The 24,817-nt window shown below is 42.1% G+C and carries 25 protein-coding genes, 17 tRNA genes, 2 pseudogenes and 1 riboswitch; of the genes and pseudogenes, 7 read left to right on the top strand and 37 right to left on the bottom strand.

From position 1 onward, the window contains the following. Nucleotides 1-95: 95 nt before the first annotated feature. From N8L33_RS02635 to N8L33_RS02655, 5 genes are all read right to left on the bottom strand, one after another. Nucleotides 96-731, bottom strand: a complete 636-nt coding sequence (locus N8L33_RS02635; RefSeq protein ID WP_261058322.1) for a DUF421 domain-containing protein — start codon at nucleotides 729-731, stop codon at nucleotides 96-98. After that, the gene (locus N8L33_RS02640; RefSeq protein ID WP_000675332.1) at nucleotides 728-1,183 is read right to left on the bottom strand and encodes a DUF3290 family protein; all 456 of its coding nucleotides are present in this window, start codon (nucleotides 1,181-1,183) and stop codon (nucleotides 728-730) included. Before N8L33_RS02640 ends, N8L33_RS02635 begins: the two co-directional genes overlap by 4 nt. Before the next feature lie 126 nt (nucleotides 1,184-1,309). After that, entirely contained in the window at nucleotides 1,310-1,951 is a 642-nt protein-coding gene (locus N8L33_RS02645; protein ID WP_000694118.1) for an SdpI family protein, read from the bottom strand. Continuing rightward, nucleotides 1,932-2,219, bottom strand: coding sequence for an autorepressor SdpR family transcription factor (locus N8L33_RS02650; protein ID WP_000006509.1), 288 nt, complete (start codon nucleotides 2,217-2,219; stop codon nucleotides 1,932-1,934). The genes N8L33_RS02645 and N8L33_RS02650 overlap by 20 nt, the downstream gene beginning before the upstream one ends. Next, nucleotides 2,203-3,102 (bottom strand): CPBP family intramembrane glutamic endopeptidase, encoded by a 900-nt coding sequence (locus tag N8L33_RS02655; protein WP_000066796.1) that lies wholly within the window; start codon nucleotides 3,100-3,102, stop codon nucleotides 2,203-2,205. Before N8L33_RS02655 ends, N8L33_RS02650 begins: the two co-directional genes overlap by 17 nt. 220 nt (nucleotides 3,103-3,322) lie before the next feature. Between N8L33_RS02655 and N8L33_RS02660 the strand changes: the two genes are divergently transcribed. The 4 genes from N8L33_RS02660 to N8L33_RS02675 all read left to right on the top strand — a co-directional run bounded on the left by N8L33_RS02660 (nucleotide 3,323) and on the right by N8L33_RS02675 (nucleotide 6,834). Next, a complete protein-coding gene (locus N8L33_RS02660; RefSeq protein ID WP_261058323.1) occupies nucleotides 3,323-4,150 on the top strand; it encodes an exodeoxyribonuclease III in 828 nt (275 codons plus the stop codon). Nucleotides 4,151-4,161: 11 nt separating this feature from the next. Then, nucleotides 4,162-4,548: a bleomycin resistance protein gene (locus tag N8L33_RS02665; RefSeq protein ID WP_000386233.1), complete on the top strand. Its 387-nt coding sequence runs from the start codon at nucleotides 4,162-4,164 to the stop codon at nucleotides 4,546-4,548. 217 nt (nucleotides 4,549-4,765) lie between these two features. Beyond that, a riboswitch (purine riboswitch) is annotated at nucleotides 4,766-4,861 on the top strand. A gap of 129 nt (nucleotides 4,862-4,990) precedes the next feature. Then, the gene (locus N8L33_RS02670) at nucleotides 4,991-5,572 is read left to right on the top strand and encodes a xanthine phosphoribosyltransferase (RefSeq protein ID WP_261058324.1); all 582 of its coding nucleotides are present in this window, start codon (nucleotides 4,991-4,993) and stop codon (nucleotides 5,570-5,572) included. After that, the gene (locus N8L33_RS02675; RefSeq protein ID WP_261058325.1) at nucleotides 5,572-6,834 is read left to right on the top strand and encodes a nucleobase:cation symporter-2 family protein; all 1,263 of its coding nucleotides are present in this window, start codon (nucleotides 5,572-5,574) and stop codon (nucleotides 6,832-6,834) included. The genes N8L33_RS02670 and N8L33_RS02675 overlap by 1 nt, the downstream gene beginning before the upstream one ends. A 32-nt stretch (nucleotides 6,835-6,866) precedes the next feature. Here the strand turns inward: N8L33_RS02675 and N8L33_RS02680 are convergent, their stop codons facing one another. From N8L33_RS02680 to N8L33_RS02695, 4 genes are all read right to left on the bottom strand, one after another. Further along, nucleotides 6,867-7,271 carry a PaaI family thioesterase gene (locus N8L33_RS02680; RefSeq protein ID WP_000651223.1) on the bottom strand — a complete coding sequence of 135 codons (405 nt, stop codon included), beginning with the start codon at nucleotides 7,269-7,271 and terminating at the stop codon, nucleotides 6,867-6,869. Nucleotides 7,272-7,340: 69 nt separating this feature from the next. Next, nucleotides 7,341-8,828, bottom strand: coding sequence for a UDP-glucose--hexose-1-phosphate uridylyltransferase (locus N8L33_RS02685; protein ID WP_261058326.1), 1,488 nt, complete (start codon nucleotides 8,826-8,828; stop codon nucleotides 7,341-7,343). Continuing rightward, nucleotides 8,825-9,484 (bottom strand): HAD family hydrolase, encoded by a 660-nt coding sequence (locus N8L33_RS02690; protein ID WP_261058328.1) that lies wholly within the window; start codon nucleotides 9,482-9,484, stop codon nucleotides 8,825-8,827. Before N8L33_RS02690 ends, N8L33_RS02685 begins: the two co-directional genes overlap by 4 nt. A gap of 11 nt (nucleotides 9,485-9,495) precedes the next feature. Next, nucleotides 9,496-10,674 carry a galactokinase gene (locus N8L33_RS02695; RefSeq protein WP_261058329.1) on the bottom strand — a complete coding sequence of 393 codons (1,179 nt, stop codon included), beginning with the start codon at nucleotides 10,672-10,674 and terminating at the stop codon, nucleotides 9,496-9,498. 164 nt (nucleotides 10,675-10,838) lie between these two features. On the opposite strand from N8L33_RS02695, the gene galR reads away from it, so the two are divergent. Further along, nucleotides 10,839-11,843, top strand: coding sequence for a DNA-binding transcriptional regulator GalR (galR, locus tag N8L33_RS02700; RefSeq protein WP_261058330.1), 1,005 nt, complete (start codon nucleotides 10,839-10,841; stop codon nucleotides 11,841-11,843). 140 nt (nucleotides 11,844-11,983) lie between these two features. Here the strand turns inward: galR and N8L33_RS02705 are convergent, their stop codons facing one another. Further along, nucleotides 11,984-12,874 (bottom strand): cation diffusion facilitator family transporter, encoded by an 891-nt coding sequence (locus N8L33_RS02705; protein ID WP_020901629.1) that lies wholly within the window; start codon nucleotides 12,872-12,874, stop codon nucleotides 11,984-11,986. Between the two features lie 132 nt (nucleotides 12,875-13,006). On the opposite strand from N8L33_RS02705, the gene N8L33_RS02710 reads away from it, so the two are divergent. Then, a complete protein-coding gene (locus N8L33_RS02710; protein ID WP_031237576.1) occupies nucleotides 13,007-13,543 on the top strand; it encodes a TetR/AcrR family transcriptional regulator in 537 nt (178 codons plus the stop codon). Between the two features lie 166 nt (nucleotides 13,544-13,709). On the opposite strand, the pseudogene pnuC reads toward N8L33_RS02710, so the two are convergent. The 10 genes and pseudogenes from pnuC to N8L33_RS02760 all read right to left on the bottom strand — a co-directional run. After that, nucleotides 13,710-13,913: pseudogene (gene pnuC, locus N8L33_RS02715) on the bottom strand (nicotinamide riboside transporter PnuC); the annotation flags it as partial. Between the two features lie 320 nt (nucleotides 13,914-14,233). Then, complete coding sequence (locus N8L33_RS02720) at nucleotides 14,234-15,034, bottom strand: energy-coupling factor ABC transporter ATP-binding protein (protein WP_101786469.1); 801 nt, start codon at nucleotides 15,032-15,034, stop codon at nucleotides 14,234-14,236. After that, nucleotides 15,021-15,857: an ABC transporter ATP-binding protein gene (locus N8L33_RS02725; RefSeq protein ID WP_020901625.1), complete on the bottom strand. Its 837-nt coding sequence runs from the start codon at nucleotides 15,855-15,857 to the stop codon at nucleotides 15,021-15,023. The genes N8L33_RS02720 and N8L33_RS02725 overlap by 14 nt, the downstream gene beginning before the upstream one ends. Further along, the gene (locus N8L33_RS02730) at nucleotides 15,833-16,624 is read right to left on the bottom strand and encodes an energy-coupling factor transporter transmembrane component T (protein WP_180948053.1); all 792 of its coding nucleotides are present in this window, start codon (nucleotides 16,622-16,624) and stop codon (nucleotides 15,833-15,835) included. The genes N8L33_RS02725 and N8L33_RS02730 overlap by 25 nt, the downstream gene beginning before the upstream one ends. Next, nucleotides 16,624-17,226, bottom strand: coding sequence for an ECF transporter S component (locus tag N8L33_RS02735; protein ID WP_101786471.1), 603 nt, complete (start codon nucleotides 17,224-17,226; stop codon nucleotides 16,624-16,626). Before N8L33_RS02735 ends, N8L33_RS02730 begins: the two co-directional genes overlap by 1 nt. A 339-nt stretch (nucleotides 17,227-17,565) precedes the next feature. Next, the gene (locus N8L33_RS02740; protein ID WP_203176719.1) at nucleotides 17,566-19,086 is read right to left on the bottom strand and encodes an ABC transporter permease/substrate-binding protein; all 1,521 of its coding nucleotides are present in this window, start codon (nucleotides 19,084-19,086) and stop codon (nucleotides 17,566-17,568) included. Next, a complete protein-coding gene (locus N8L33_RS02745; protein WP_060805822.1) occupies nucleotides 19,079-19,807 on the bottom strand; it encodes an ATP-binding cassette domain-containing protein in 729 nt (242 codons plus the stop codon). Before N8L33_RS02745 ends, N8L33_RS02740 begins: the two co-directional genes overlap by 8 nt. Nucleotides 19,808-19,821: 14 nt before the next feature. Beyond that, nucleotides 19,822-20,016, bottom strand: a pseudogene (locus N8L33_RS02750) (nuclear transport factor 2 family protein); the annotation flags it as partial. Nucleotides 20,017-20,047: 31 nt separating this feature from the next. Next, nucleotides 20,048-20,491: a MarR family winged helix-turn-helix transcriptional regulator gene (locus N8L33_RS02755; protein WP_153193025.1), complete on the bottom strand. Its 444-nt coding sequence runs from the start codon at nucleotides 20,489-20,491 to the stop codon at nucleotides 20,048-20,050. Between the two features lie 144 nt (nucleotides 20,492-20,635). Then, nucleotides 20,636-21,829 carry an O-antigen ligase family protein gene (locus N8L33_RS02760; protein WP_023946034.1) on the bottom strand — a complete coding sequence of 398 codons (1,194 nt, stop codon included), beginning with the start codon at nucleotides 21,827-21,829 and terminating at the stop codon, nucleotides 20,636-20,638. Nucleotides 21,830-22,112: 283 nt separating this feature from the next. On the opposite strand from N8L33_RS02760, the gene birA reads away from it, so the two are divergent. Continuing rightward, the gene (gene birA / locus N8L33_RS02765; protein ID WP_153193023.1) at nucleotides 22,113-23,048 is read left to right on the top strand and encodes a bifunctional biotin--[acetyl-CoA-carboxylase] ligase/biotin operon repressor BirA; all 936 of its coding nucleotides are present in this window, start codon (nucleotides 22,113-22,115) and stop codon (nucleotides 23,046-23,048) included. A 188-nt stretch (nucleotides 23,049-23,236) separates the two neighbouring features. On the opposite strand, the gene N8L33_RS02770 is transcribed toward birA, so the two are convergent. The 17 genes from N8L33_RS02770 to N8L33_RS02850 form a co-directional block, all read right to left on the bottom strand. Continuing rightward, nucleotides 23,237-23,324: transfer RNA gene (locus tag N8L33_RS02770), tRNA-Ser, on the bottom strand. A gap of 6 nt (nucleotides 23,325-23,330) precedes the next feature. Further along, nucleotides 23,331-23,404: transfer RNA gene (locus tag N8L33_RS02775), tRNA-Ile, on the bottom strand. Nucleotides 23,405-23,438: 34 nt separating this feature from the next. After that, a tRNA-Gly gene (locus N8L33_RS02780) sits at nucleotides 23,439-23,509 on the bottom strand. Nucleotides 23,510-23,529: 20 nt separating this feature from the next. Next, nucleotides 23,530-23,602, bottom strand: a tRNA-Phe gene (locus N8L33_RS02785). A gap of 3 nt (nucleotides 23,603-23,605) precedes the next feature. Continuing rightward, nucleotides 23,606-23,679 (bottom strand) — tRNA-Met (locus N8L33_RS02790). Between the two features lie 10 nt (nucleotides 23,680-23,689). Continuing rightward, nucleotides 23,690-23,779: transfer RNA gene (locus tag N8L33_RS02795), tRNA-Ser, on the bottom strand. A gap of 12 nt (nucleotides 23,780-23,791) precedes the next feature. Next, a tRNA-Ile gene (locus N8L33_RS02800) sits at nucleotides 23,792-23,865 on the bottom strand. Nucleotides 23,866-23,878: 13 nt separating this feature from the next. Further along, nucleotides 23,879-23,952, bottom strand: a tRNA-Met gene (locus N8L33_RS02805). Nucleotides 23,953-23,957: 5 nt separating this feature from the next. Beyond that, nucleotides 23,958-24,031: transfer RNA gene (locus N8L33_RS02810), tRNA-Pro, on the bottom strand. A 14-nt stretch (nucleotides 24,032-24,045) separates the two neighbouring features. After that, nucleotides 24,046-24,119, bottom strand: a tRNA-Arg gene (locus tag N8L33_RS02815). 9 nt (nucleotides 24,120-24,128) lie between these two features. Beyond that, nucleotides 24,129-24,214, bottom strand: a tRNA-Leu gene (locus tag N8L33_RS02820). A gap of 7 nt (nucleotides 24,215-24,221) precedes the next feature. Further along, nucleotides 24,222-24,293, bottom strand: a tRNA-Gly gene (locus N8L33_RS02825). A gap of 22 nt (nucleotides 24,294-24,315) precedes the next feature. Then, nucleotides 24,316-24,388 (bottom strand) — tRNA-Thr (locus N8L33_RS02830). 18 nt (nucleotides 24,389-24,406) lie between these two features. Continuing rightward, nucleotides 24,407-24,488, bottom strand: a tRNA-Leu gene (locus tag N8L33_RS02835). Nucleotides 24,489-24,493: 5 nt separating this feature from the next. Then, nucleotides 24,494-24,566 (bottom strand) — tRNA-Lys (locus N8L33_RS02840). A 23-nt stretch (nucleotides 24,567-24,589) separates the two neighbouring features. Next, nucleotides 24,590-24,662, bottom strand: a tRNA-Asp gene (locus N8L33_RS02845). 2 nt (nucleotides 24,663-24,664) lie between these two features. Then, a tRNA-Val gene (locus N8L33_RS02850) sits at nucleotides 24,665-24,737 on the bottom strand. Between the last annotated feature and the right edge of the window lie 80 nt (nucleotides 24,738-24,817).

The raw sequence follows: 24,817 nt of genomic DNA on the forward strand, positions 1-24,817 counted from the left end.
CTAGGAAACTAGCCGCAGGCTGTACTTGAGTACGGCAAGGCGACGTTGACGCAGTTTGAAGAGATTTTCGAAGAGTACAAGACCCCAGGTTTTTCTTATTCATAGGTTACAACTGTGACGGCACCCTTGTCATACTCAGCGATAAAGATATTGGCCACATTGTCATGCCCTTGTTTGCTGAGATTATCAAGCAACCACTCTTCGCTACGGCCAATATATTCCAAAACATCGACTTGGATCACACCGTCAGTCACAACTGGATACTTAGGATTTTCATCTCCCATTTGGATCACGATGAGTTGGCCATTTTGCTCCTGCACAGCTCGTTTGACCTGTTTCATCTGGAAAATTCCTTGGCTACGAAGTTTGAGGGCTACATCCGATGCAGACAAGCCAACTGAACGACAGGCTTCTGGGTCAATCTGCCCATTTTTGATGAGGAGAGTTGGTTTCCCATCAATCAAGCGTTTGACAAAGCGAACATTGTTATTGAGCCACTTTAGGGTCAAAACCAAAATCGTCCACATCATCAAAATCACTGTGTATTGCAGGATACTGATTGAACTATTGTAAATTACCCCACCGATGATACCACCAAGAACATAGTTCTGAATTTGGTCTGTAGCAGAGTTAGGTGCTAGATTCCCCTTTCCTGTCACATTAATAACAAAAACAAGAGAGAAAAGACCCAAGGCCAGTTTGATTAAAATTTCCATATAGTTGAGTGTCATTTGTTTACCTCCACCAATTCAATAGCGTCTGTTTGATTCAATTCTAATTTCTCTAAAAGATACTTGTCTGGTTGGCTCCCGTTCATGGCGCGGTAGAAATTTGGACCTACCTTGACAAGCGCTCCATCAGTGGCTGCAGAAGTATTGACATAGACTTCTGATTTATCCACCCCCAAGTCTTTGGAAACAACCTCTATAAAATGAAGTGAAGTTTGAAATTGATTGTTAGAGGCTTGATTGGTCTGGTATTTTGAAATTGTCACCAAAAGCATGGCTACTAAGGTCAAGGCCAAAATCATGACCAATTCCCGAAACTTAGTCCCCTTTTTATCTCGATAGGCCTTAAAAGCAAAAAATCCTGTGATAGCTAGGAGCACAATCCCAAAGCCAATCATGATTCCATTTTGTTGACTGATTTGGCTAAGCACATAGTCATATGAGTAAAATTTCATTTATTTTCACTCCCTTTCATAAAATCATTCTTTATTATAAACGAAAGAGGGTGATTTTTCAAACCATACGTTGGGTAAATAGACTTATCAGACCAACTTCTCAAACTAATGACTCCAGTAGCTATTTCAAGATTCTGATTTTGATAATTGATATGAATAAACACCAGGCATCAACACCACAAGTAGAAGTGTCAAGAAAAACACCCAGTAAACATATATTTGAACAAAGGAATTTAGAAACAATAACAATCCTCCTAACACCCAAATTTTTCCAGCTAATCGATGTGTTTTTCTCCAGTTTTTATCACTCTCCAAGGTCCACGGAAGTCGAATACCGATTATATAATTTCGGTGTGTTTTTGGTAGATAATTTCCAATTACGATCATAACGACTCCCATAAAAATCTGAGCTAGTAGCCCACTCATCATGGAATAACCCAAAGATTCTCCGAAGATAGAAATCATTAATAGACAAGATACAAAAGGAATAATCCAGTAAATCAAAACTTGTATTTTTGAACTGATATTGCTAGATTTAGGATCCTTAATCATTAAAAATAGAAGCAACCAATGCATCAAAAGCATGAGAGTAGGTAATCCAAAGATAGCAAACATTTTATGATTGTAGCCATCTGCTTGACCCAGTAGATTAAAATGAGTGGGTATCTCCTCTGGTAATTGATTCCAGAAAACACAACCTACAAGGGAAGGTAGTAGGATGAGAATGCTCGTAAATAATACCAATTTCTTATTGATTTTTATCTTCATCAAAATGATCTCCTTTCAGATCTGCTAACCAAACCATTATATCCTCTAAAACCGATGTATTTAACTCATAATAAATAAAGTTTTTTTCTTTCATTTCATGAATCAAATCCGCTGCTTTCAAAATCGTGAGATGGTGTGAAATAGTTGCACCTGTCAACTCGAATTGACTGGCAATTTCTCCAGCAGATAATCTACCTGCTTTGAGTAAATTTAAAATCTCTCTCCTAACTGGATGAGATAAGGCTTTAAAACTATTTGCAAAACTCATAATGACTCCTTTCCCTTTGTAATATTAGTAGGGCTAGGAATAAGCAAGGTAGAACTGATAGCATTCCGGTCGGTGATGGGCCTAAAATCAAGAGGATTGAAACTTTTTCTCCTGGTAATTGAAATAGTAACCCAAGACCTGCAGTTGCATTGATTGCCCCATGAAATAGGGCTGAAGCCCAGATAGAGCCTGTCTTTTCCAACAACCAGCTTAACAATATTCCTAGGCTAAAACAAAATAGAAACATGGCGACAACTCCCAAAACAGGATAAGCAAAATAAGATATTCCATAATTATAGCCTTGTAAATTGATTGGTAAATGCCATAGACTCCAAATGAGAGCAAGCAAGACATGAGTCTGGACTATTGAAAAGCGTCCTCTTAGAGCTGGGTAAAGATAGCCACGCCAACCAATTTCCTCCCCCAATGCAAAGAAACTATTAAGAAAAGGAGCGTAGGTCAAACTAGCTAAGATTTGAATCAAGGCCAAGAAAGATAAGGGAATGGTTGATTGAGAGACACCTTTTTCTTGTAAGATGGCTTGAATAGATTCAAAACCAAGGCTGAAATTGCTAGGGAATACAAGAAAATAAAGTCCTGCTCCTAAAAAACTGATGACTGCTGGTAACCAGATAGCTAGTAAGTAAAAGCGCCAGTTGCTCTTGAGATTCACAACTAATTTAGATTTGATTCCACCAGGTTGATTCGTGATTTTCCCTAAGAGAAAGACTGCAAGTGCAGGCATCCACATGGCTACAATACTAGCAAGCTGACTCCATGGAGAATTTAGACCAACACCACTTAGCCATAGTGCCAACCATATTATCCAAGCAAGGGCATAAGCCAAGACCACAAAAAGAAGGATTGTTCTCTTATTTGACATATTTGTACACTTCACTTTCTATTTAGATGTTTTTCTAAATAACATTATACACCTTTCCATTCTAAATACAAGAACTATTTAGATTTTTTTCTAAATAGTTTAGGGAATTTTTATTTTCTCAGGATAAAGTCTAAAGAGTGATTTTTCAAACCATACGTTGGGGAAATAGACCTTTTTTTGGTATAATAAAATCTATAATCTGAATGAAAAAGGTAACTTTATGAAACTTATCTCATGGAATATTGATTCCCTTAACGCAGCCCTAACTAGTGACTCAGCTCGCGCGAAATTGTCCCAAGAAGTCCTACAAACCTTGGTCGCTGAAAATGCTGATGTCATCGCTATCCAAGAAACCAAGCTTTCTGCCAAGGGTCCTACAAAGAAACACTTGGAAATTTTAGAGGAACTCTTCCCAGGCTACGAAAACACGTGGCGCTCTTCTCAAGAGCCTGCCCGCAAAGGTTATGCTGGAACCATGTTCCTCTATAAGAAAGAACTCACACCAACTATCAGCTTCCCAGAAATAGGTGCCCCTTCTACCATGGACTTGGAAGGTCGCATCATCACCCTGGAATTTGATGAATTTTTCGTAACGCAAGTTTACACACCAAACGCTGGCGACGGTCTCAAACGCTTGGAAGAACGCCAAATCTGGGATGTCAAATATGCGGAGTATTTGGCTCAACTAGACAAAGAAAAACCAGTCCTTGCGACCGGTGACTATAACGTAGCCCACAATGAAATCGACCTTGCAAATCCTGCTAGCAACCGCCGTTCACCTGGATTTACCGACGAGGAACGTGCTGGATTTACCAACCTTTTGGCAACTGGATTTACAGATACTTTCCGCCACATTCACGGCGATGTTCCAGAACGCTACACTTGGTGGGCACAGCGCAGCAAGACTTCTAAAATCAACAATACAGGCTGGAGAATCGACTACTGGCTCACCAGTAACCGAATCGCTGACAAGGTGACCAAGTCTGACATGATTGACTCAGGAGCTCGCCAAGACCATACACCCATTGTCTTGGAAATTGAACTCTAAGGAGAAAGCTAATGGACTATCAAGCTGTCATTCCTGAATTTGTAGTATCTGACCTCGAAAAGTCACGCCACTTCTACTGCGACTTGCTGGGATTTTCTGTCGAATACGAGCGGCCAGAGGAGAAATTTCTCTTCCTCTCGCTTGAAGACTGCCAACTTATGCTAGAAGAAGGCAGCACAGAAGAATTAGCCCAACTAACCTATCCTTTCGGGCGCGGTGTCAATATTTCCTTTGGCATTGAAGATGTCCCTCAGCTCCACCAAAAACTGCTGGAAGCTGACTATCCTATCCATCGTCCGCTGACCAAAAGAGAATTTCGAGTGGGAGATAGCTTTATTTACCCTCACGAATTTGCAGTTTTGGATCCAGATGGCTATTTTTTAAGATTTAGCGAATAGAGAAAATCTTTCAAATCAGAAAAAGGCATATTGTCAGGTCTTAAAGAATCTTGATAATATGTCTTTTATGATGAAAAATACTTCTAAATGTTAGTATATAATTGAGAATTTGTCCATCTTTCTTCAATTTGTTCGTTTTTTATTCCAAAACACTGACAAAAAATTTGATTTCTAAAGTTATTTAGTGTAAAATAAAAACATTGGCGCAAGCCTATTTAAAATTGAATATCGTTTTACTTGTTTATGTCGTGAATTGGCACGACGTTTCTACAAGGTGCCGGAACACCTAACAATAAGTAAGTTAGCTTGAGGGGATGGTCTTTTTTGCCATGCCTATTTTGGGGACTTGCTTAGAGCTTAAGTAGGTCTTTTTTCTATCCGTTTTACTGGATAGAAAAAAGAAACAAGGAAATTTATTGGCTTTTAGACTTTAGGAGGTCTTATGAAATTATTAGAAGAGCGCATCCTCAAGGATGGGCATATCTTGGGTGATAACATCCTCAAGGTGGATTCCTTTTTAACCCACCAAGTTGACTTTAGCTTGATGCGAGAGATTGGTAAGGTTTTTGCGGAAAAATTTGCTTCTGCTGGTATTACCAAGGTCGTAACTATTGAAGCGTCGGGAATTGCCCCAGCTGTTTTTACAGCTGAAGCCTTAAACGTTCCCATGATTTTCGCCAAAAAAGCTAAGAACATTACCATGAACGAAGGTATCTTAACTGCCGAAGTCTACTCCTTTACCAAGCAGGTGACCAGCACCGTTTCCATCGCTGGAAAATTCCTCTCACCCGAGGACAAGGTCGTGATTATTGACGATTTCCTTGCTAACGGCCAAGCAGCTAAAGGTTTGATTCAAATCATCGAACAAGCCGGTGCTAGAGTCGAAGCTATCGGTATCGTGATTGAAAAATCCTTCCAAGATGGTCGTGATTTGCTTGAAAAAGCAGGTTACCCCGTCCTATCACTTGCTCGTTTGGATCGTTTTGAAAATGGTCAGGTCGTATTTAAGGAGGCAGATCTCTAATGCAAACTCAAGAAAAACACTCGCAAGCAGCCATTCTTGGCTTGCAGCACTTATTAGCCATGTACTCAGGATCTATCCTAGTTCCCATCATGATTGCAACAGCCCTTGGTTATTCAACTGAGCAGTTGACCTACCTGATTTCTACAGATATCTTCATGTGTGGGGTAGCAACCTTCCTCCAACTCCAACTCAACAAATACTTTGGAATTGGACTACCAGTCGTTCTCGGAGTTGCTTTCCAATCAGTCGCTCCCTTGATTATGATTGGTCACAGCCATGGTAGTGGAGCTATGTTTGGTGCACTTATCGCATCAGGTATTTACGTGGTTCTTGTTTCAGGCATCTTCTCAAAAGTGGCCAATCTCTTCCCATCTATCGTAACAGGTTCTGTTATTACCACGATTGGATTAACCTTGATTCCTGTCGCTATTGGAAATATGGGAAATAACGTTCCAGAGCCAACTGGTCAAAGTCTCTTGCTTGCCGCTATTACTGTTCTGATTATCCTCTTGATTAACATCTTTACCAAAGGATTTATCAAGTCTATCTCCATTTTGATTGGTCTAGTTGTTGGAACAGCCATTGCTGCTACTATGGGCTTGGTGGACTTCTCTCCTGTTGCGGCAGCACCGCTTGTCCATGTCCCAACTCCACTCTATTTTGGGATGCCAACCTTTGAAATCTCATCTATTGTCATGATGTGTATTATCGCAACGGTTTCTATGGTTGAGTCAACTGGTGTTTATCTGGCCTTGTCTGATATCACAAAGGATCCAATCGACAGCACACGCCTTCGCAACGGTTACCGCGCAGAAGGTTTAGCCGTACTTCTCGGAGGAATCTTTAACACCTTCCCTTACACAGGATTTTCACAAAACGTTGGGTTGGTTAAATTGTCAGGTATCAAGAAACGCCTGCCAATCTACTACGCAGCTGGTTTCCTGATTCTCCTTGGACTCCTTCCTAAGTTTGGCGCACTTGCCCAAATCATTCCGAGCCCTGTCCTCGGTGGTGCCATGCTGGTGATGTTTGGTTTTGTATCAATTCAAGGGATGCAAATCCTCGCTCGTGTTGACTTTGCCAACAATGAACACAACTTCCTTATCGCAGCTGTATCCATCGCTGCAGGTGTAGGACTCAATAACAGTAATCTCTTTGTCAGCATGCCGACAGCCTTCCAAATGTTCTTCTCAAACGGAATCGTCGTAGCCAGCCTACTTGCCATTGTCCTCAACGCCGTATTAAATCATAAAAAGAAATAAGAAAAAGAGGTGTGAGCCTCTTTTTTGTTTATCTATATCCTCACCTGTCTGTCTTCTGACCGCTGGCCTGTGACAAACATGGTAAAGGTTGCTTTGCAGACATTTCTGCCTTCTTGATTAGTGATATCGACATCCACTACACAGGTTGTGCGACCTTGATGGACGCATTCTCCTTTAATGGTCAACACGTCGTCAAGTTTTCCTGCCTTGAGGTAGTTGATAGAGGACTGGAGTGTCACCCCATCAAGCCCCAGCGAGATAACCACTAAACCACTGATTTGGTCACAAAGGGTAAAAAGATAGCCACCATGGGCATTGCCATAGTAGTTGAGCGACGAGTCCACTACTTTGGTCGTCACCACAACGTGGCCATCTCTCATTTGTTCAATTTCGTAATTTTCAAAGGCAGATATAGCGTCAAAATGAAAATCTTTCATCGTTTCCTCCTGATATTTCAAACGACACTATGATACTACTTTTTATAGGACTGTGCAAGGAGAAAGCTCCTAGTCTAGCAAAATTCCTACCTGCTCCACAAAGCGTATAAAGGCTGCCTGTCCTTGTTCTGTCTGCTTGTAAATCCCTGCGTCCTCCAAAACACGTGCAAAGATAGCGCCTACAGAGGCCTTGACGATTTCAAGGGCTTTTTCTTTATCAGCTAGGTCTGGATATGTGGCTTTAAGCTGGTCTGCCCATTCCTGATGATAATCGGCAACTGTAACAGTTTCTCCTACAAGATAGCTAGCGACTTGCTCCACTTCTTCTTTCAAGCGAGGTGGCAAAATAGCCAAGCCCATGACCTCAATCAAGCCAATATTTTCCTTCTTGATATGTTGGACATCCTTGTGGGGATGATAGATGCCATCAGGATGCTCTGGCGATGTCTGATTGTCCCGCAAGACCAAGTCCAACTCCAACTGACCATCGCGTTTACGGGCAATCGGTGTAATGGTATGATGTGATGTTCCATTACTTTCTGCCAAGACTTGCACACTTGGGTCTGAATATTGCCGCCATTCTCGCAAAATCTTATCAGCCAAGTTGATCAAATCCTCTTTAGAATCCGAAGTCAAACGTAGCACTGACATGGGCCACTTGACAATCCCTGCCTTAACCTGTTCAAAGCCAGCAAAAGAGAAAGTCTTTTGCAAGGGAGCCAATTCCATAGGAAATATGTGACGGCCTCCCTGATAGTGGTCATGAGTTAGAATAGATCCCCCCACGATTGGCAGGTCAGCATTAGATCCAGCAAAATAGCCCGGAAACTGCTCTACGATAGCCAGCAGACGCTCAAAACTCTGACGACTAATAGCCATAGGACGATGCTGGCCGTCTAAGAAAATACAGTGCTCATTAAAATAAGCATAAGGCGAATACTGGAAACCCCACTCCTGACCAGCCATTTCAAAACGGATAATGCGGTGATTGCTGCGAGCTGGGTGGTTTACCCGACCATGGTAGCCTTCATTTTCAATACAAAGCTGACACTGGGGATAATTGCTAGCTTGCACCAACTTAGCCGCCGCAATCTCTTTCGGATCCTTTTCAGGCTTAGAGAGGTTGATAGTAATCTCAAGTTCTCCGTAATCAGATGGAACACGATAAGCAATATTCTTTGCGATGGCCTTGAGTTTAATGTAGTCATTTTTCTGGTTAAGTTGGTAAAAATCTGCAATCGCCTGCTCAGGAGATTGGGCGTAAGTCCCCCAGAAGTCACGATTGACCTGACTTGGACAAGGAGTCACCAAGTCCATCAGTTCAGCACCAAGGATTTCACGCGCAGTCTGACTATCTTCAATTGTCTCTAATCGAACGGCTTCCTCAACCAGCTGGTCCTTGAGGTCAATCAATTTATCCAGATTGGTCTCAACTTCCAAAACACCATCTCCCACTCGTGCCAAGACACGATTGGTTAGGTAGATTCGATCCATTTCCTCAAAGGTACTTTCTGCAATGACTTCCGTGATAAATGCATCTAGAATTCCCTGACTCATTGATTCTCCTTCCTACTTTTTAAATAATCTCTGACAGCATCTAAATCCTGAAAAACTTGTTCTGTTTTATTTAAGAAAGACTGTGCTGGCATTTTTAAGTCTGGAATACAAATAACTGGTATCCCAGCTCTATAGGCTGCTTCAATCCCTGCTTCACTATCCTCTAGTACTAAGCAATTCTCTGGTAAAACATTCAAATCACTACAGGCCTTTAAAAATATGTCGGGGTAAGGTTTGCTTCGCTTTACATCTTTTGCAAAAACTAGATGGTCAAATAGGGACAGTATACCATTACTATCCAAAATCATTCTAGCCCTAGATTCAACACTTGAAGTTGCTAAAGCGATTGGAATACCTTCTCTTTGCAAAAAAGCAAGCAAATTTTTAGCACCTTTTTTTAAATTTACACCTTTAGCTAATATTCGAGCTTCCAGTTCATAAACTTTTTCCAAGGTTTGGTCAAAGTTCCAAGGTAAATCATAGGTATCCAAAAATCGTTGAACATTTTCCTCTTCCCTATGTCCACTGTATTCTCTAGAATATGTTTCTTCTGTGAAAGGAATTCCAAAATCCTCAAGCAATTCTTGATAAACTTTTAGAGAAATGATCTCAGTATCAGCTAATAAGCCATCTAAATCAAATATTACAGCGTCCATTTACTGCTCTCCTAGTCTAAAACGCGAGTGCCACCTGCAACTTCAGCGATATAGAAGCTTGGAGCATATCCGACTACTTCCTCGTAGTACTTACCAACAACGTCCTTAAAGGCCTCAACAGTATCTTTTTGCACCAAGGCAATAGCACAGCCACCAAAACCAGCCCCTGTCATGCGAGCACCGAGAACTCCTTCTTGTGCCCAAGCTGTGTGAACAAGAGTATCCAATTCCAAGCCAGTTACTTCATAGTCATGCTCCAAAGAAACGTGAGATGCATTCATCAAGCGACCAAAGGTTTCCAAATCACCTGCTTGAAGGGCTGCTTGAGCTTTGAGGGTACGTTGGTTTTCAAGCACAGCATGGCGAGCACGTTTCAAACGATTTTCGTCTTTAATCAGATAGCTATATTGGTCAAAGACCCACTCGTCCAACTCACCCAAGGTCTGAATATCCAAGGAAACTTGCAATTCTTCCACTGCTTTTTCACACTCAGCACGGCGCTCATTGTATTTAGAATCCGCCAGTTCACGACGTTTATTGGTGTTCATAATAACAACGACATTGTCCTTCAAATCAAGTGGTACCAAATCATACTCTAAAGTGTTAGTATCTAAGTAAATAGCACGTTGGTCAGCCCCCATACCGATAGCAAACTGGTCCATAATACCAGAGTTGACTCCGATAAAGTTATTTTCTGTTTGTTTTCCAATTTTAACCAAATCGAGACGCTCTAATTTTAAATCAAAGAGATGCTCTGCCACGACTCCTGTCAAGAGTTCCAAGGATGCTGATGAAGACAAACCAGCACCATTTGGAATATTCCCATAAACATAAAAATCAAAACCCTTGTCAATCACATGTCCAGCTTCTTGCAAGAAATGAAGAACCCCTTTTGGATAGTTGGTCCAGCTGTGCTCTTTTTCAAATTTGAGGTCAGCAAGAGGGACTTCGATGATCCCCTTATCTTCAAAGTTAGCTGAGTAGAAACGCAAGATTTGGTCGTCACGCTTGCGAGCTGCACCGTATGTTCCCAAAGAAATAGCAGCTGGAAAAACGTGCCCGCCGTTGTAGTCTGTGTGCTCACCAATCAGATTGATACGACCTGGTGAGAAGAAAGTTTGGTCTGCTTCTTGACCAAAAACAGCAAGAAAGTCTTTGCGAAGGGCTTCTGCAGTAAGATGTTGTGTCATATGAATTCTCCTTTGACTGTCCGTTAAATCACCTTAACGTGTAATCGTTTTCTTCTATTGTATCCAAGGCTTTTGCCAAGGTCAATCCTTTTTACTAAAATTTTACTAAACTATCAGTAAAAAGCAGAAAAATATGATATACTAACCTAAAAGAAGGAGGATTTATGGCTACCTTAAAAGACATTGCACAGCTAGCCTCTGTATCTATCGCGACCGTATCTCGTGTCCTCAATCGCGACCAGAGTCTATCTGTCACAGAAGAAACCAGACACCGTATTTTAACCGTTGCTGAAGAGCTGGGCTACACCAAGCACCTCAAGACAGGCGAGTCCCATAAGCCCAAGCAAAAGATTGCCATTATCCAATGGGTCAGCGAACAAGGAGAGCTGGACGACCTCTACTACTACCAGATTCGCCTAGGCATAGAAAAAAGAGCCCAAGAACTGGACTATGATATCTTGCGCTATTTTAATGACCATCCTTTTACCCTAAGCGAGGAAGTGATTGGGATTCTTTGCATCGGAAAGTTTAGCCGAGCGCAGATTTCTGCCTTTGAAGAATACCAAAAACCTCTTGTCTTTCTAGACAGCGATACCCTCTCGCTGGGACACACCTGCATTATCACGGACTTTTATACTGCCATGAAACAGGTTGTTGATTATTTTCTCAGCCAAGGGATGGACCGTATCGGAATTCTAACAGGGCTTGAGGAAACAACAGACCAAGAAGAAATCATTCAGGACAAGCGTCTGGAAAACTTTAAGAACTACAGTCAAACAAAAGGAATCTATCATGATGAACTGGTCTTTCAAGGTAGCTTTACTGCCCAGTCTGGCTATGACTTAATGAAAGAGGCCATTCAGAGCTTGGGAGACCAACTCCCACCAGCCTTTTTCGCAGCCAGCGATAGTTTAGCCATCGGTGCCCTCCGTGCCCTCCAAGAAGCTGGAATCAGCCTGCCAGACCGCGTCAGTCTTATTTCCTTTAACGACACTAGTCTGACCAAGCAGGTCTATCCACCCCTTTCTAGCATCACGGTCTATACCGAGGAAATGGGCCGGGCAGGTATGGATATTCTTAATAAGGAAGTACTCCACGGTCGCAAAATCCCTAGCCTGACCATGCTGGGAACCAGACTGACATTGAGAGAGAGTACAAGGAATGATTAAGATATTAGAATCTAGGCAAAAACTAAATTTCAAGATAAAATGAAGTAAATGTCCCCACAATAAAACGCATAGTATCAAGTTTTTTTAATGCCTGACACTATGCGCTTTTCACTTTTAAAGACTTTTCCCCAGCCTCTTTTCTAGTGTTGATGCCCATGGGGTTGCTCTAAGGCTGTTACCCTCCGCTTATGTTGCGCATGATTGCTTTGGCTGGTATCCACTTCGATTGTAATATTCTGCACACCTCTTTCTTCTAAGAGCTGACGCACTTGATTCTTTGTTTCCGTCATCTGCTCCCAATCTTCTAAACAGAGATGGATAATGGCATTATTTTCCAGACCATCCATGGACCAAATACTAAGTTGATTGACACTTTTGACATTGGTCAGAGCATCCAAATCCTTCTCCAAATCACCAGTCTCTACTCCTTCCGGCACAGCGTCCAAGAAAATCTTGAGTGTAGACCAAAAACGTGGAATGGCTTTTGTTAGAATGAAGATGGAAATGACAAGAGATAAGAGCGGATCAAGAATATACCAATCTGTAAATCGGAGGATAATCGCCATTAGAATGACAGCCAACCAACCAAGAGTATCTTCAAAAAAGTGCAGGCTGAGAATTGACTCGTTCTTTGTCTTTCCCTTGCGAACTACTAGACTAGCTAGCACATTAATACTGACTGCAATGATCCCTAGCCAGAGGATACCTTCATCATTAACGGGCTGTGGATTAAAAAGTTTAGTTATATTTTCCAAAATCACTAGGATGGATCCTGTGATAAGAATCACAGCAGTCACAAGTGCCCCTAAAAGACTAAATCGCTTGTAACCCAAGGTGTACTGCCTATCTTCTTCTCTATTTGAGATTGTTTCTAAAAAGGCCGATATGCCAATAGCTATAGCATCTCCCAAGTCATGGACAGAATCAGCAAGAACAGCACTCGAACCAAAGATGCCTCCTGCGATAAACTCAACAATAGCATAGCTTAAATTTAAGAAAAAAGCTACCCAAACAGTATATTTTGCCTTCATCTTTCTCATTCCTTTGTTATAATAGATTTATGAACACCTTGTTCATTATTATTATCTACTAAAACTCAAAGAAAGGATAGAAGCAAAATGTCAGCTTTATTCAGTTCTGAACAATTTGCCTCAAATGTCCATATGACTAATATTGACCGCCGTATCAGCAAAACAAAAAAAGCCATCTATCAAGCTTTTCTACAACTTTTGAACGAGAAGGGCTACGAATCCACTACAGTTCAGGATATCATTGATCTCGCAGATGTGGGACGATCCACCTTTTACTGTCACTATGAGAGCAAGGAACTACTTCTGGACGAGCTTTGCCGCTACCTCTTCCATCACCTCTTTGAAAGAGAGGAGTCCATTTCAACCGAGGATTATCTCGCCCACCTCTTTCTGCATTTTCAGAAAAATCAAGACCATATCACCAGTCTGCTATTTTCCAAAAATGACTACTTCCTCCGTCAACTCCATAAAGAGCTAGAACACCATGTCTATTCCCTGATGGCTAATGATTTAAAAGAAGCTCACCCTAATCTACCTACTTCTTACCTCCAACACTTAGTCGTGTCCAACTTTGTCGAGACATTGACCTGGTGGCTCAAAAAAGGACAAGACTTTACAGACCAGGAAGTTGTCCAATTTTATCTAGACCTTCTCATTCCTAAAAATTGAATAGCAAATAGAGCTCAGTTGCCTTATTTCTTGGTTACTGAGTTTTTTATCTTTTCAACAACAAAAGAGGACCCGCCGATCCTCTTTTTCATAATATAAAATCCTTGATTATCAACTCTGTCTGTTTTATCCCAAAACTTAAAACAGTACTTTCAAACATCTATTCTTAGTTAGGTAAATCCGTATTCTGCTTAGCAGCCTTGCTCCATTGATACCAACCAACTATACTGTTAATGAGATAAATCAAGTATTTCCCTTGGATTTGCAGGCTTTCTCCCCACCAGAGATAGATTGAAAAGACATTAGTTGCTGCCCAGAATATCCATTGTTCACGGTAAACAGCTGTCATGAGGATTTGGCCTACACCATTGAATGAGAACAGCGTAAGTTGGGAGACGAAGTTCGAATAGTGATGGGACAGTCTCCTAATTCAGAAAATTATACTGATGATCCTAATGGGCGCTAAAAATGCGAAGACCTATGAAGACCTATTTTGTATTAGTCAAACAAAAAATCCAAAAGAAATGGTATATGATTATGACCATGAAACAAAGTAAAATCAAACCGAGTGATCTGAGGAAGCACCCGATGATCATGAAACGTTATTAAACACAAAAGTCACCCATGTGAGTTCTTGCCAGAAGCTGAAGTTAATCCTTCAACCTGGAAAACCCGCAGAGGTGACTTTTTCTATACATCTCGATTTTTCTGGCAATAATCATTAACCGATAAATATGTCTGTGAATCACCCAGCGACTCCGCTATGTCCATAATCCGTGGTGGTAGTAATCCCACTCGCTGGACAAGTTCGCGATCGCTGAACAATTCCCGTGGATTGCCGGCGAAGCTAAACTTCCCGTGTTCCATAACATATACCGACTCAAACTCGGCGGCGACCCAATCCATGTCATGGGTGATGGTCACAACTTGGTGGCCCGAATCAGCCAACTGATGGAAAATTGCGGTCAACTTGCGCCGGCTTTCCCAATCAAGCGACATCATCGGCTCATCAAATAAATAAATCGCCGGATCCACTGCCAAAACTGTGGCAACGCTCAACAGCTTGCGTTCCGACAATGACAGGTCATATGGACTTTCAGCTGTTTTATCATCCAAGCCAACTCTTTTTAGAGCCTCTAAAGCCCGCCTCGTAATCGTGTCGTGGTCATCCATGACCTGCGCAACACTCCACTCCACCTCTCGTTGAACGGTCGGATTGAAAAGCTGATCGTCAGGATTCTGAAAAGTAATCCCAACCTTCAGTAACTTTTCGACTGGTTTAAGATCATTAAAATTTTCTCCATCGATCTTAATCACACCGGTTTGTGGTGTCAGTAAGCCCGTCAACAATTTGAAGAGCGTTGATTTGCCGGCACCATTTTGACCGACAATCGCCACCATCGGATCGGTGAAGTGTTTGTCTTCAACATCCAAGCTAAAGGACCGTTCCGGATAAGTGAACGTCAAGTGGCTCAGTTCAATTGTGGACATAACGAACCTCCTTCAGATCAGCGTAATTCACCGGATACCGGCCATCAGCCAAGTGCCAATCCATTTTTTGAGCAAGTTGCTGGATTGTCGGGGCTGGAATCTGCCAGTCAGCTACCAAATGATTAAACACCTCACCCGGCCTGCCCTGGGCTACCATTTGACCCTCGTGCAGCACCCACACAACGTCGGCGACTTCGCACAAATCGTCAATTTCACTGGTGACAATGAAGACAGTCGTCTCTTTGACTTGGGCCAGCCATTGGAAAAATTGCCGGCGGCCAAGGGGATCCATCTCACTGGTCGGATCATCCATAATCAAAACAGCCGGATTAGCCACAATCGCCGTGGCAATTGCCAACCGCTGGATCTGACCACCGGAAAGGCTCTCGGGACGCAAATTCAGCTGTTCAATCAACCCCATTTGCGTGGCAACTTCTTCAACCCGTTTTTGAATCAGTCCTTCAGCCATTCCCTGATTAATCAAGTCAAAGGCGATTTCATCGGCAACCGTGTCTGCCAACCCGCTTAGTTGGCCAGCTGGATTTTGCAGTACAACTCCATTCATGGCATTATAAACGGGCCAATTGTCGGACACTCGCTGGCCAAACATGTGCCAGTCGCCCTCAATCTCAGCAGACACAATTTTGGGAATGACCCCTGCCAGTACACGGCACAAAGTCGATTTGCCGGAGTGGCTATTCCCGATAATCCCAACCACCTGGCCGGTATGAACCTCCGCGTTAATCTGACGCAGTTGTGGTTGCTCAGTACCCGGATAACGGGTGGTCAAATTTTCAATTACAATCCGTTTATCTTCGTCCATATCTTCCACCCAATCAATAAAATTGCCAATCCAGTCAGACCAATGTGCAGCGTCCGCGACAGGCGATACACGCGCTGGGAGGTTCTGACAGTCCGGTTGAGATTATCAAAACCTCTCAGTTGGAGAGAAATCGACCGCGTCATCGATTGATCCAAGGTCTTAATCACCAATGGAATCAGAACCGGCAGGACTGACTTTAATTTCTGAATCAACGTTTTTTGCGGATTGGTTCCGCGAACTTTTTGTGCCTGCTGGATTTTCCGCATATTGCGCATCATTTCCGGCAAAATATAACACACCGACATCAGAACGTAGACGGTTTTATAAGACAATCCGGACAGTTCCAAATAGGCCGCGTTTTCTGAAATACTCGTGGTCACCATAAAAAAGCCACTGGTCAAAATAATCACCAATACTCGACAACCCAGAGTGGTGGCGTAAATCAGGCCTTCTTTGTAGAACGACACCCCAAGCACAGAAAACAGCACAGTTTGATTCTGACTGTAAAATAACCCTTGGATGATCAGCATGGTGCAAATCAGAAACAGGCTGAATCCCAGCGCCTTAAAGGTGGTAGAACTCAATTTGGAAAATAACAATAGCAGTGTTGCGACAAGAATTAATCCGGCCTGAAGCAATAAATTCATACTGGCAAAGCTCAACAACGTCATGTCCAAGATGAACAAGAGCTTAGTAATCGGATCGATCACCTGGTACCACTTGAGCTTGACCCGTGGCGCTCCAGAAATCAATGTTTTATCAGTCATCATTTATCATCTCTAAAGAAGTGCTCCATCCGCTTCGGCAGCTGACGATAGATGAAGAATGCCAGGTAGGCCACGCAGACTTTATCCAAAATATCCAAGACAAACTCATCGGTAAATGAGGCCAGCCACACTGGTACATGATTGGCAACCATTACCGCAAACAATGAGTCACCCCAAGCGATACCGGTCTGACCACCCCAAAAGATGACATTGAGAGGCGTTGAAATGACAGCTGAAACGATGGCAACAATAATAGAAGAAACAAATACTCGTCGCGCTGACGAGAACCACCCATTGGCGTGCAAAACTCCGACAGCAATCCCAATTCCGATACTGGTAATCGCATACACGGTTGAAATTGGCGATAAGGTCAGCCCATAGATCACGTTGTTGATGAAACCACTAATGGCACCGGCAACCGGCCCAGCCAACATGCTGGTAAGAAAGGTTCCCAAAGACCCCAGCCAAACGGGCAACTTTAACCCCTCCGCCAAGGCTTTGGCAACATAGTTAATCCCCACGGCAGCGGGAATCAAAGTCATGGTGGCAGCACTTAACTTAAATTTCCACATACTGGTACGATGAATCGGTTCTGTTTTCATAATCTTCTCCTTTTGTTTTTAAAGAGCCGTGTCTGGATAGACTTTCGGACGCAACGCTCTATTATATATCTACTGAACTGTCTATACACAAGATTTCCATCCTTAGTCGACATGAGCTGGAAAATCCTTATTTGTTAAGTAGTTCACAACACATTATACACCAATTTTGTGAATAGTCAAGTGTATTTACAGTAAAATTTTAGAAAATCCTGAAAATTTCCTCTTATTTTCCATTTAAAAATGAAAATCATTAATTCTGACACCAAAAAAGCCCAGACGAAATTGTCTGAGCATTCTTCTAGTTAGTCGTTTAAGGAAGTTGGGTTCAGCATTTTTAAGTTATTTATTCAACAAACCTTGTTCTTGTAGAAATTCCTTGGCTACTTGTTCTGCTGACTTGCCTTCGACACCCACTTGATAGTTAAGTTGGCTCATCTGACTTTCTGTAATCTTACCAGCCAATTTATTAAGAACTCTTTCCAACTCTGGATGTTTCTTGAGAAGAGCTTCTTTCATCAGTGGTGCCCCTTGATAAGGCGGGAAGAGTTGTTTGTCATCTTCCAAGACCTGTAAATCATAACGCTCCAATTCCGCATCAGTCGAATAGGCGTCCGTGATTTGAATATCACCTGACTGAATAGCCTGATAACGAAGAGCTGGCTCCATAGTCGCTACATTTAGATTGAGACCATACATTGATTGCAAGCCCTTATTTCCATCCTCACGGTCGTTAAACTCAAGCGTAAAACCTGCCTTCAACTGCCCTTCCACTTTTTTCAAGTCCGAAATGGTCTTCAAACCATATTCTTGAGCAATCTTTTTCGGAACAGCTACAGCATAGGTATTTTGATAAGACATGGGTTTGAGATAGGCTAGATGATCCTGCTTGGCAATGCCATCACGCGCCACCTGATAAACCTGCTCTGGCTCATGACCCACCTTGGGTGATGGTTGAAGCAAACTTTCAGTAACCGTACCAGTAAATTCAGGATAGATGTCAATATCACCTTTTTTCAGAGCTTCATAAAGGAAACTTGTTTTCCCAAAATTTGGTTTAACAGTCGCAGTCATGCTGGTATTTTCTTCAATAAGGAGTTTATACATATTGGCCAAAATTTCTGGTTCCGGTCCCAATTTCCCAGCAATAACCAAGTTTTCTTTCTCTTTTTGAGCCAATAGAGCTGGGCTATAAGACAGACCGAGCAATATAGTCACCAAGGCAAAGCCAGAAAAAATCGTCCGCAATTTTGCTTTTTCCATCACTTTTAGCAGGAAGTTAAAGGCAATGGCAAGCACTGCAGAAGAAAGGGCCCCAATCAAAATCAGACTGGCATTATTACGGTCAATTCCCAAAAGGATAAAGGACCCCAGTCCTCCCGCCCCAATCAAGGCCGCCAAAGTTGCCGTACCGATAATTAAGACCGCTGCCGTCCGAATCCCAGACATCATAACGGGCATAGCAAGTGGAATTTCAAACTTCTTGAGACGCTCCCACCTAGTCATCCCAAAGGCAATCCCAGCCTCCTGCAGACTTGGATCAATTCCCTTGAGTCCAGTGATGGTATTTTGCAAAATCGGAAAAATCGCATAAATCACTAATGCTGTCAAGGCCGGCAAGGTTCCAATTCCCATCAAGGGGATAAAGAGTCCCAACAAGGCAAGAGACGGGATAGTCTGGAAAATCCCTGCAATCTGCAAAACCCAGTCCGCCATCTTTTCATGATAACGAAGAAATACCGCTAAGGGGACTGCAATAAAAATAGCTAGTAACAGGGTCAAAAGCGACAACTGCAAATGTTGAGATAGAGCTGTCAACCAATCACTAAAACGATCCTGAAAAGTTGCAATTAAATTAGTCATGAACACTACCTCCAAACAAGTCTGCTACAAATTCTGTGGCAGGAGCTTTTAAAATAGTCTCGGAATTCGCCACCTGACGAATCTCTCCATCCTGCAAGACAGCAATACGATCCGCCAACTTCAAGGCCTCATCCGTATCATGGGTTACAAAAATAGTTGTCATCCCAAACTCTTTATGCAATTCTTTAGTAAGAACCTGCAACTGTTTTCTCGAAATAGCATCCAAGGCTGAAAAGGGTTCATCCATGAGCAAAATCTTGGGTTGACCAATCATAGCTCGAACAATACCAACTCGTTGCTGTTCTCCACCAGATAATTCACTCGGAAGTCTATGCCCATACTCAGCTACTGGTAATCCAACTTTTGCCAAAAGCTCTTCTGTTTTTTGAGCAATTTCTTCCTTAGTCCAACCCTTCATTTCAGGGATCAGAGCAATATTTTCCTCAACTGTTAGATTGGGAAAGAGAGCAATAGCCTGTAAAACATATCCAGTAGAAAGCCGGAGTTCACGCTCATCATAGTCTTTGATGCGCTTTCCATCCATATAAATATTTCCATCAGTTGGTTCCAAGAGACGGTTAATCATCTTAATCATGGTCGTCTTACCTGACCCAGATGGCCCTACTAAAACCATAAACTCCCCATTCTCAATCCGTAAATTGACATCTCTCAAAACATCTTTTTCTTTGTAGCGCAAGGCTACATTTTTGTATTCAATCATTCTTTGTCCTCAATTTAAAACTTTCCTTGATTGGTCAAGTCTTCTACCTTAGGCATGACTTCCTTATTGTCCCAATGTTCCACAATTTTCCCGTTTTCTAGACGGAAGATATCGTACTGGGCATAAGCAACTCCATCAATCTGAGTCTGACCAGAGCTAACCACATAGTTTCCTTATCCTAAGAGTTGGAAAACAAAGTAAAAAGTGACCTTTGCTTATAAACAGCTAATTTGATCTATCTTAAACCTCATTTTCCTTCTCTTTCAAATTAGCCAAAATTCTTTCTTGAAAACCTTCAAACTGACGAATTTCTTCCTTTGAAAATCCTTTGTAAAAAATCGTATCCAATTTCTGACTGACTCGATCCCCCACTTCTTTTTGGGCCAGCCCCAACTCTGTTAAAACCAAATACTTCTTACGCTTATCTTCTCCACATGGACTAATCGTTACAAGATTTTGTTCCTCTAGTTTTTTAATCATCGTCGTCAGTGTATTATTAGCAAGCCCAGTTTCCAGAGCAATATCTGTCGCAGTTGCACAGCCAGTTTCACTATTCCATAAAACCGCTAAAATCTTTCCCTGCTCACTCCTATAAAGAGCTTCAGGGTCTTGGCTCAGTAACTTTTGAAAAATCCGCCCATTCAACAAACGAATATGATGGGCTACCAAATGACTATCTTTCATGACACCTCCAATTTATTTCCATATCGAAATGAATAAAACAATTGTAACACTCATCGTTCCAACTGTCAACTATTTCGATTTGGAAATAATTTTTCCCAGTAAAAAAATCTCCTACTCAAGGTAGAAGATTTCAATCTTATAAACTTAATCCGTCATATCTGATACCAAAGTTCGATGCTCCAATGGAATACTGCACATAACTAGCAAGAAAATGAAACCTGACTGAATCCAGAAGAGGGCCAAGTCAAAGATTCCATGCACAGCAACCACTGTAAGAAAAGATAGATAAAGACCGATAATCGGGCGTTTCCCCGACTCCTGACTCATATCCATCATCAAGCGAACAGGAGCAACAGAAGACAAAACTAATAAAATAGTCCCCACAATTCCGTAACTCAGAATCGTATCGATATATAGACTGTGAGCATGTTCATGATAAGGAGCATTTATTCTAGGATAAGAGTGCATATAGGTCAATGGCCCCTCACCCCAAAAAGGATTTTGCTTAAACAAGGCCATCCCAGCATCCCAGATAGAAATGCGTTCTTCCATAGAAGAATCTAAAGTCCCCATCCGAACTCCCAAATCACTGGAAAAGAGGAAGCTCAAGCCAATCGCAAAGACCCCAATACTAAGCCAAAAGGCCTTCCAGTTTTTAATGGTCGTAAAGAGATAGATGATTGCTCCAGCGATAATAGCAGGAAAGGCAGTTCGATTTTGAGTAAAGTTCAATCCAAAGAGATTCACAAAGCCTGCAATCACACAGAATACTTTCAACCAATTCAACTTGGTCGTTGTAAACAGATAGAAGGCAATCATGATACAGAAACAACAAATAATTCCATAATAATTAGGATTAAAGAAGGTCACTTCTGCACGATTCTGATGCCACACCTGCATATTGGGTGAAAGAAAAGCATAGTTGAATTTCTTCACAATTTGGAAATGTTCTAAACTCGCAAAAGCAGCTGACAAGACGCTACCAAACAAGACGAGCTGCAAAATCAATCGAAAGAATTTATGTGATAAAATCGACTGATAATGCAAAAAGAAAACAGTAAATAGAAAAATTCCTACCGAAGCCACAAGACCCATCCAATTTTGTGCAAAAACGGATATAACAGTACTATAGCCAAGAAAAAGAAGCAGCATCGGATGCTCCCCCATTTTCTGAAGAATACTTTTCATGTCTCCTGTGAAAATTAAACTGATAATATATAAACAGAATACAACTACAAAAAGATAAAAGGGTAAAAAGATACTCAGGATAATCCCCAATAAAATCAGCTCTTTACTAGACAACCCTTTCAGCTTTTCAATAAAGCCTATTGATTTCAAAATGAATCCTTTCTCTCCAAATCAATTGATTCAGATAATAGTAAGCTACCCTTTATTGTACCACTTTTTTAGCAATTTGAAAACAAAGGAAACGTTTCCCTAGGTAAAAAAGTGAGCAAAAATACTGAGATTTCACAACTCAAGCTTAATGACTAGATTCACTCCAAAAAATCGTGCCGAAAATACTAGGCATATGTTAAAATAGTAGTAATAAAATAAAGATTAGAAGGAACTATCCAAACTATATTTAAATCATTTACAATTCCTAAAGAAAGGAAACACTATGAAATCCTACCAAGCTGTCTACCAAATTCTAGCAAAAGAAACCGATTATATCAGCGGAGAAAAAATCGCAGAAGAACTATCCCTCAGCCGAACATCAATTTGGAAAGCCATCAAGCGGCTAGAACAAGAAGGCATTGAAATTGATAGTATCAAAAACAAAGGCTATAAACTGGTGAATGGAGACCTTATTCTTCCAGAGATTCTAGAAGAAAATCTTCCAATTAAAGTCAGCTTTAAACCCGAAACAAGATCAACACAACTCGATGCAAAAGAAGCAATTGATTTAGGGAATGAAGCAAACACCCTCTATATAGCTTCCTATCAAACAGCAGGTCGAGGTCGATTTCAACGTTCTTTCTACTCACCACAAGGTGGCATTTATATGACGCTCCATCTTAAACCAAATCTCCCCTACGACAAATTACCCTCCTACACACTACTTGTAGCCGGAGCTGTCTACAAAGCCATTAAGAACCTAACTTTAATAGATGTCGACATAAAATGGGTCAATGATATCTACCTAAACAATCATAAAATTGGAGGAATTCTCACTGAAGCAATGACCTCTGTAGAAACAGGCTTAGTCACAGATATCATTATTGGAGTAGGAATCAACTTTACTATTAATGATTTCCCACAAGAATTAAAAGAAAAAGCTGCTAGCTTATTTAAAACTACAGCTCCAATAACAAGGAATGAATTAATCATAGAAATCTGGCGTGCTTTCTTCGAAACACCAGCAGATGAGTTATTATACCTATATAAAAAACAGTCATTCGTGCTTGGAAAAGAAGTTGCTTTCACACTGGACAAAAAAGACTACAAGGGACTTGCTAAAGATATCTCTGAAAATGGAAAACTTTTAGTACAATGTGATAACGGAAAAGAAATCTGGCTCAATAGCGGAGAAATTTCACTCAAGAGTTGGAAGTAGTAATAAATAAGCACAACCATAAAAACGACAATATATAAAGATTTTAGCTTTTCTGCAGCCCACTACAGTTGACAAAGAGCGCAAAAAAACTTCAGATAAGTAATCCAATTAAGTTTTACAAATCTGAAGTTTTTATTCTACTATTCTTAAAAATACAAAAAAAAGAGAGTTATAAACCCTCATTAAAACGGAGAATAAGGGATTCGAACCCTTGCGCCAGTTACCCGACCTAACGATTTAGCAAACCGTCCTCTTCAGCCTCTTGAGTAATTCTCCAATTAATGGGCACGAGTGGACTCGAACCACCGACCTCACGCTTATCAGGCGTGCGCTCTAACCACCTGAGCTACGCGCCCAAGTTAAAAACTTGGTACAAAGAACAAAGTTCAAAGCGGGTGACGAGAATCGAACTCGCGACAACAGCTTGGAAGGCTGTAGTTTTACCACTAAACTACACCCGCATACATACTATAAGTAAAAATGGCGCGAGACGGAATCGAACCGCCGACACATGGAGCTTCAATCCATTGCTCTACCAACTGAGCTACCGAGCCTTATTGCGGGAGCAGGATTTGAACCTACGACCTTCGGGTTATGAGCCCGACGAGCTACCGAGCTGCTCCATCCCGCGTTAATAAAAAAGGAGGATGTGGGATTCGAACCCACGCACGCTTTTACACGCCTGACGGTTTTCAAGACCGTTCCCTTCAGCCGGACTTGGGTAATCCTCCATAATATTCAAATGGACCTTGTAGGACTTGAACCTACGACCACTCGGTTATGAGCCGAGAGCTCTAACCAGCTGAGCTAAAGGTCCAACAAGATCATTATAGCGGCGAAGGGGATCGAACCCCCGACCTCCCGGGTATGAACCGGACGCTCTAGCCAGCTGAGCTACACCGCCATATATCGGGAAGACAGGATTCGAACCTGCGACACCTTGGTCCCAAACCAAGTACTCTACCAAGCTGAGCTACTTCCCGAGTTAAATAGAAAATGCACCCTAGAGGAGTCGAACCTCTAACCGCCTGATTCGTAGTCAGGTACTCTATCCAGTTGAGCTAAGGGTGCTCTATATTATGCCGAGGACCGGAATCGAACCGGTACGATCGTTACCAATCGCAGGATTTTAAGTCCTGTGCGTCTGCCAGTTCCGCCACCCCGGCCTCTCTAAGCGAACGACGGGATTCGAACCCGCGACCCCCACCTTGGCAAGGTGGTGTTCTACCACTGAACTACGTTCGCACTACTTTCTTCTATCCAAAAATGCCGGCTACATGACTTGAACACGCGACCCTCTGATTACAAATCAGATGCTCTACCAACTGAGCTAAGCCGGCTCATTTATTATATCTTAATGCGGGTTAAGGGACTTGAACCCCCACGCCGTTAAGCGCCAGATCCTAAATCTGGTGCGTCTGCCAATTCCGCCAAACCCGCAGATATGACCCGTACTGGGCTCGAACCAGTGACCCATTGATTAAAAGTCAATTGCTCTACCAACTGAGCTAACGAGTCTAAAATAACTTACGTTATTCTAACGGTCCCGACGGGAATCGAACCCGCGATCTTCGCCGTGACAGGGCGACGTGATAACCGCTACACTACGGGACCTTTGGGAGTTAACGGGATCGAACCGCTGACCCTCTGCTTGTAAGGCAGATGCTCTCCCAGCTGAGCTAAACTCCCTAGAGCTAAGCGACTTCCATATCTCACAGGGGGCAACCCCCAACTACTTCCGGCGTTCTAGGGCTTAACTTCTGTGTTCG

The organism is Streptococcus mitis (genome assembly GCF_946188695.1).
Taxonomy (GTDB): domain Bacteria; phylum Bacillota; class Bacilli; order Lactobacillales; family Streptococcaceae; genus Streptococcus; species Streptococcus mitis_DF.

Excerpts from the sequence above, each read along its gene's own strand:
- N8L33_RS02755 (WP_153193025.1), bottom strand. The coding sequence starts at position 20,491 with ATGAAAGATAGTCATTTGGTAGCCCATCATATTCGTTTGTTGAATGGG.
- N8L33_RS02745 (WP_060805822.1), bottom strand. The coding sequence starts at position 19,807 with ATGATTGAATACAAAAATGTAGCCTTGCGCTACAAAGAAAAAGATGTT.
- galR (WP_261058330.1), top strand. The coding sequence starts at position 10,839 with ATGGCTACCTTAAAAGACATTGCACAGCTAGCCTCTGTATCTATCGCG.
- N8L33_RS02680 (WP_000651223.1), bottom strand. The coding sequence starts at position 7,271 with ATGAAAGATTTTCATTTTGACGCTATATCTGCCTTTGAAAATTACGAA.
- N8L33_RS02650 (WP_000006509.1), bottom strand. The coding sequence starts at position 2,219 with ATGAGTTTTGCAAATAGTTTTAAAGCCTTATCTCATCCAGTTAGGAGA.
- N8L33_RS02640 (WP_000675332.1), bottom strand. The coding sequence starts at position 1,183 with ATGAAATTTTACTCATATGACTATGTGCTTAGCCAAATCAGTCAACAA.
- N8L33_RS02710 (WP_031237576.1), top strand. The coding sequence starts at position 13,007 with ATGACTAATATTGACCGCCGTATCAGCAAAACAAAAAAAGCCATCTAT.
- birA (WP_153193023.1), top strand. The coding sequence starts at position 22,113 with ATGAAATCCTACCAAGCTGTCTACCAAATTCTAGCAAAAGAAACCGAT.
- N8L33_RS02660 (WP_261058323.1), top strand. The coding sequence starts at position 3,323 with ATGAAACTTATCTCATGGAATATTGATTCCCTTAACGCAGCCCTAACT.
- N8L33_RS02665 (WP_000386233.1), top strand. The coding sequence starts at position 4,162 with ATGGACTATCAAGCTGTCATTCCTGAATTTGTAGTATCTGACCTCGAA.
- N8L33_RS02725 (WP_020901625.1), bottom strand. The coding sequence starts at position 15,857 with ATGGACGAAGATAAACGGATTGTAATTGAAAATTTGACCACCCGTTAT.
- N8L33_RS02720 (WP_101786469.1), bottom strand. The coding sequence starts at position 15,034 with ATGTCCACAATTGAACTGAGCCACTTGACGTTCACTTATCCGGAACGG.
- N8L33_RS02655 (WP_000066796.1), bottom strand. The coding sequence starts at position 3,102 with ATGTCAAATAAGAGAACAATCCTTCTTTTTGTGGTCTTGGCTTATGCC.
- N8L33_RS02635 (WP_261058322.1), bottom strand. The coding sequence starts at position 731 with ATGACACTCAACTATATGGAAATTTTAATCAAACTGGCCTTGGGTCTT.
- N8L33_RS02735 (WP_101786471.1), bottom strand. The coding sequence starts at position 17,226 with ATGAAAACAGAACCGATTCATCGTACCAGTATGTGGAAATTTAAGTTA.
- N8L33_RS02690 (WP_261058328.1), bottom strand. The coding sequence starts at position 9,484 with ATGGACGCTGTAATATTTGATTTAGATGGCTTATTAGCTGATACTGAG.
- N8L33_RS02670 (WP_261058324.1), top strand. The coding sequence starts at position 4,991 with ATGAAATTATTAGAAGAGCGCATCCTCAAGGATGGGCATATCTTGGGT.
- N8L33_RS02705 (WP_020901629.1), bottom strand. The coding sequence starts at position 12,874 with ATGAAGGCAAAATATACTGTTTGGGTAGCTTTTTTCTTAAATTTAAGC.
- N8L33_RS02740 (WP_203176719.1), bottom strand. The coding sequence starts at position 19,086 with ATGACTAATTTAATTGCAACTTTTCAGGATCGTTTTAGTGATTGGTTG.
- N8L33_RS02645 (WP_000694118.1), bottom strand. The coding sequence starts at position 1,951 with ATGAAGATAAAAATCAATAAGAAATTGGTATTATTTACGAGCATTCTC.
- N8L33_RS02685 (WP_261058326.1), bottom strand. The coding sequence starts at position 8,828 with ATGAGTCAGGGAATTCTAGATGCATTTATCACGGAAGTCATTGCAGAA.
- N8L33_RS02730 (WP_180948053.1), bottom strand. The coding sequence starts at position 16,624 with ATGACTGATAAAACATTGATTTCTGGAGCGCCACGGGTCAAGCTCAAG.
- N8L33_RS02695 (WP_261058329.1), bottom strand. The coding sequence starts at position 10,674 with ATGACACAACATCTTACTGCAGAAGCCCTTCGCAAAGACTTTCTTGCT.
- N8L33_RS02675 (WP_261058325.1), top strand. The coding sequence starts at position 5,572 with ATGCAAACTCAAGAAAAACACTCGCAAGCAGCCATTCTTGGCTTGCAG.